Source organism: Arachidicoccus sp. (assembly GCF_050436765.1).
In the GTDB taxonomy this organism is placed as follows: domain Bacteria; phylum Bacteroidota; class Bacteroidia; order Chitinophagales; family Chitinophagaceae; genus Arachidicoccus.
In genome coordinates this window covers 1-5,039 of sequence record NZ_JBNQGD010000150.1, presented here as the reverse complement: position 1 = coordinate 5,039, position 5,039 = coordinate 1, and the positions used below count along the sequence as shown (strand labels likewise).

Genomic DNA, 5,039 nt, shown 5'->3' with positions numbered 1-5,039 from the left:
CGCACATTGCCCAAAGTATCTTTGTTCAAAGAGTCTATCATCGTATACAGCTTGTCCTTATTTAGCGAATCCGTGCTGTGGATGAAAGTACTAAGTGTGTTCCGTAATTTCGCGTTTTCGTCGGCCAGCGCCTGATTGGTTTTCTTAAGATCGAAATAATATTGAATATTGTTATACTTCTTATCAATTTTCCCAGTAAAATTATGTGCAGTATTTGAGTAGGCAGCTTCATAAGTCTTGTTATACTTTACAAGAAAAGAGATACAAAGCACCTGAAGAATCAGGAACGTAAAGAAAGTAAAGAACCGCCTTATAAATAAAAAAATATTTTTCAACAGAAAATATTTTATGAATGACCAATGAAGCCCATCCAGTTCTCTTTTAGAAAAACCACGCCCAATAAATTGAATAAAAAGTTGAAAGACTTTTTATAAATACTTTCAGCCGCTAAGCTAAGCAACGCCTATCGCATAATAAAAGGAAAACGTTGATAATGTTTCAAAGCAATACCTGTACCGCGTACCACACTTTTCAGTGGATCGTCAGCAATATGTACGGGCAGTTTTATTTTTTGATTTAATCTTTTATCTAATCCTCTTAGTAATGCACCTCCACCGGTAAGATATAACCCACGACGGTAAATATCCGAAGCAAGTTCAGGCGGAGTGGTTTCCAAAGCTTTTAAAATGGCTTCTTCTATTTTAAAAATACTTTTATCTAATGCTTCAGCTATTTCTTGATAGCTTACCATAATCTGTTTAGGAATACCGGTTACCAAATCACGTCCATTTACAGGCAAATCATCAGGCGGATTATCTAAATCTTTCATAGCAGCCCCTAACTGTATTTTTATTTGCTCTGCCGTACGTTCTCCAATAAGTAAAGAATGGTAACGGCGAAGCGCCTCCATAATATCGGCAGTAAATTCATCCCCCGCGATACGAATACTTTGATCGCAAACGATACCGGCCAAAGCGATCACGGTAATACCTGTAGTACCGCCTCCAATATCAATAATCATATTACCAACCGGCTCCTCTACATCAATACCTATACCAATCGCAGCAGCCATTGGCTCGTGTAACAAATATACTTCTTTAGCACCCGCTTGTTCAGCGCTATCGCGCACAGCACGTTTTTCAACCTCCGTAATGCTGGAAGGAATACAAATCATCATTCGCCAACTTGGCGGAAACAAGGGCTTCTTAGGATAAATCATTTTTATCATTTCCCTTATCATCAGCTCTGCAGCATTAAAATCGGCTATAACACCGTCTCTTAAAGGGCGCACAGTGCGTATGCTTTCGTGCGTTTTTTCGTGCATCAATAATGCGCGTTTACCCACGGCCAATACCTCCTTAGGATTATTACGATTGAGTGCAACAATCGAAGGCTCGTTTACCACGATTTCTTCATTATGGATAATTAAGGTATTGGCTGTACCCAAGTCCATTGCTATTTCTTGCGTAAAAAAGTTAAAAAGTCCCATTATTTAGTTGTGTGCTTTGTGTATTGTGGATGCAAAATGAAGCTAAATATAACAAAATATCAAAAAAGGCATCAATATTTATTCTTAACAAGTCAATGTTTACGTTATTTTAACAACATCTAGGGAACCCGACAGATACAGAGTGTTCATAGATTTCCGAGCGAAATTAGTAGATTATTTTCGATGTTGTTTCAATTTCAATTTATTTATTTTCAGGTGAATTCAAATTCTTTTGCATAAAGTCTTGAAACCATTTTTTTGTTGCTTCCGCAAAAAAAGGCAGAAGGCTTTCCGGATACTTTTGTCGCTCAAAAAGCATGATATTTTTAGCCGATGTAAGCCGTTTTTCCCTTATTGCCAAACTTGCCACTTCAACATAGGCAAAACGATAATTATTGAGTACCTGAATATTATCGCGGCTGCACAAAAAAGAAGTATCGTCCACCGATAATTCGTTTAGCTCCGCCAGCCTATTTTCCAAAAACGACAAAGAGGAGGCATTGGTTTTAGGAACCAGTTTTAAGGTAAGGCCTCTTAACTGCAAATAATTACCCTCATTTAAAAATAAGCGCATGTTCTGCGGTACATCCGCGGCAAAGAAAATATCTTTTTGAAAGGCGTTATATTCAATAAATTTCTGCAAAATAATATCAGCCCGCAATAAATATTCGCCATTAGTGGGTTTCAGGGTCCAGGAAATTAAACTATCACCTGAAACATTGCTTTTATTCTGTATGGAGACCTCTCTGGCCTTCCACTTTTTATCTTTGATCTTGGCCAATTCGACCCCATCCTTAACCAAGGGCAACATACTGTCCTTGCTCAGGAACTCGGGATACCATTTAGTATTCAAAAAATTGAGACTAATGCAATGAACATCATGCCTGTAATTTTCTACAAGTTGCAAATAAGCCAGGTAATAAAAATAAAGGTCTCCGTTCGTAAACAAATAAGCACCATGGCTGCACTCATCCAAAACCTGTTTAAAATAGTCTTTTACAGTCGCATTGATGGCGCCATATTTATTGGCTTGCTGCAAACACCATATCGCGGAATCTGTTTTTTGCTCATTTAAAAAACGATAGGCTTGTGCACCCCAGACGGAGAGGATTTTGGAATGTGGATCAAGTAGTAATACGTCGCCCTTGTAATTATTATTACTCAATGCCAAACAGCTACTAAAGCATTGCGATGCTTTCTCTGCTAACGATAAAGAGGAGGTCGGTATATCTTCACCACTGGAAGTATTAAATTTATCAATGGCAGCACCCAAAAAATACCATGGCTCGGCATAGCCCGGATTTTTGATAGCCAAGGCCTCTAACTTACGACCGACTTGGGCATATTCATTAGCACCTTGACCCGCCAGTTCTTTTATTTCTTTTTTGGCTTTATCAAAGGCAGGCTGCCAATCGGTACTATCATTTTGCGCGTGCACAAAAGAAAATATCGTTACCCCCAATAAGAAAAATAAATATCTTTTAATCATACATAAATTATAAACCGCAGCGCAAATACAAATTAACGAATTTAATCCGAGGTTTTTTTGATTAAGGGGGATGAATCTATTGTTTAACAAAAATCAAACATCCAATATCGCTTCCGCCACTTCCTCATTTTTGTTTTCTCTTCTAATAAAAGGCATAAAAACAATACCCATTAAAATGCCGGCAACTAATCCGCCAACATGCGCAGCATTGTCAATGCCCTTCAAAGTAAAGCCCAACAAAAAATTTATCAACGTATAAATGCCGACAGACCAAATGAAAATCGGCGATATTTTTTGCTTGACGGATTTAGTTAATACCAAAATATAAAACGCCCCATATAAACCCATAATTGCTCCTGAAGCGCCCACAGCAACTACATTCCAATTATGATAAGCACTTACCAAACTCGAAACAATAATTGCCACCGCATACAAAAGAATAAACTTCCAACGCCCGATTACCGGTTCAAGACAGGCTCCAATGATGACAAGAAAAAACATGTTGCCAACGAAGTGAAAAATACCCTGATGCAAAAAGGCGGCTGAAATCAAGCGCCACCATTGATGTTGACCGATGGTGACAAAACCAACATTTCCGCCACAATCATAAAGGACGTATAGCGGAAAAGAGAAAAACCCGGTAAAAGAACACAACAATACTAAAAATATAAAGGCATTAATATATAGAATCCACGGGGTAATCAGATAATTGTCCTTTGGAACTAAAAAGCCAAAAAACTTTTTTACAGGATTGTCTTTTGCCGGGAAAGGCAAATATTCTTCTTCCGCAATCTCTTCTTGCCGCTCAATTCTAAAAGGTATAAAAGCTATGGCCAAAGACCAGAATACAAGCGCCACCAAAAGTACATATACTGCTTTTGCCCAGGCAATGGCTGATATTTTGGCATAAGAACGATATCGTGGTTTAAAGAATATGCGGTCTGCACCGGTAACATCTAAGCCTGCTTTATCGGCGGCATCATCATATATCCTGGACAGCTCAGTCGTGCTATCAATTTTCTCCAGATAATCAATTTTTTTTAATACATCTTTTTGGAATTTCAATTGGCATTCATTATCAAAGTTTGCCAAAAGCATTGGCACTAATTGCTGGCTTGTTTGATCACTCACTCTTTTAGTGTAAATAAAGCCCAACCAATAATCTGCCAAATGCCGGGCAGTATCTTTGGCATTTTCATACATTGGACAGCAAATGAAAATTTTTAGTTCAGCCGAGTCTTTTACCGATCCATCGGCAACAACTGTTCTAAAAGCAGGGTGCCTGGAGGTATCTAAATAATAATCTTTAACTACAAAATAATTATCGTTTCTAAACGCGCCAGTCTCACTCAAAGTGCCTACCACCCGATGACCATGCATTTTTAAATATAAAACCTTTTGCGCATAATTGGCACAAAAAGCCATCAGGCATACCGCGAATAATTGATAAAAAAATAGGAAATAATTGCGGTTAATTTCTTTAATATCCAATAAAGCAATTCTTGGCCTGAGCCAAATAAGTGAAGGAATCCAGGCAATAACAAAGGCAAGGTCTTTCTCTACAAAAGCAGGTGAAGCAGTGAAGAAATTATTTTTTATCAACAAAAACCAATTCAGAAAAGTATAGCATCCCACAAATAAAAAAGTAACCACAAAAAAGGGAATGATTAATTTCCGGATTTTCACATACATATCTACATCGCTATTGTTTAGTTATCTTCTACTGGTTGCAAGTAGTAAATTCAAATCGGTATATTTTATATCAAAACGTTCACTCAAATAGAAATTTGTCAGATGTCCTTTGTACATATAAATACCGTTGCGCAAATTAAAGTTGTGCCACAATATGGCGTCTAAACCTCCTTCATCGGCAATTTTCAAAATAAGTGGCATGAGTACATTGCTGATCGCGTGACTGGCAGTTCGCGCAAAACCGCTGGCAATATTGGGTACACAATAATGTATTACATCGTGTTTAAGAAAAACAGGTTTTTCGTGCGAAGTCAGCTCGCTGGTTTCAAAGCAACCGCCTCTATCGATACACACATCTAAAATCACACT

At 37.9% G+C, this 5,039-nt stretch carries 3 protein-coding genes and 2 pseudogenes; all 5 read right to left on the bottom strand.

The window, feature by feature from the left end; all coding sequences use genetic code 11:
• A pseudogene (locus ACQR30_RS06295) lies at positions 1-335 on the bottom strand (rod shape-determining protein MreC); the annotation flags it as partial.
• 128 nt (positions 336-463) lie between these two features.
• Entirely contained in the window at positions 464-1,489 is a 1,026-nt protein-coding gene (locus ACQR30_RS06290; protein ID WP_119983909.1) for a rod shape-determining protein, read from the bottom strand.
• 202 nt (positions 1,490-1,691) lie between these two features.
• The gene (locus tag ACQR30_RS06285) at positions 1,692-2,978 is read right to left on the bottom strand and encodes a hypothetical protein (protein WP_429732848.1); all 1,287 of its coding nucleotides are present in this window, start codon (positions 2,976-2,978) and stop codon (positions 1,692-1,694) included.
• 93 nt (positions 2,979-3,071) lie between these two features.
• Positions 3,072-4,670: a rhomboid family intramembrane serine protease gene (locus ACQR30_RS06280; RefSeq protein ID WP_429732845.1), complete on the bottom strand. Its 1,599-nt coding sequence runs from the start codon at positions 4,668-4,670 to the stop codon at positions 3,072-3,074.
• Between the two features lie 21 nt (positions 4,671-4,691).
• Positions 4,692-5,039, bottom strand: a pseudogene (locus ACQR30_RS06275) (alanine dehydrogenase); the annotation flags it as partial.

What these genes read in the sequence shown, in the direction of transcription:
- ACQR30_RS06290 (WP_119983909.1), bottom strand. Translation starts at nt 1,489, where the DNA reads ATGGGACTTTTTAACTTTTTTACGCAAGAAATAGCAATGGACTTGGGT.
- ACQR30_RS06280 (WP_429732845.1), bottom strand. Translation starts at nt 4,670, where the DNA reads ATGTATGTGAAAATCCGGAAATTAATCATTCCCTTTTTTGTGGTTACT.
- ACQR30_RS06285 (WP_429732848.1), bottom strand. Translation starts at nt 2,978, where the DNA reads ATGATTAAAAGATATTTATTTTTCTTATTGGGGGTAACGATATTTTCT.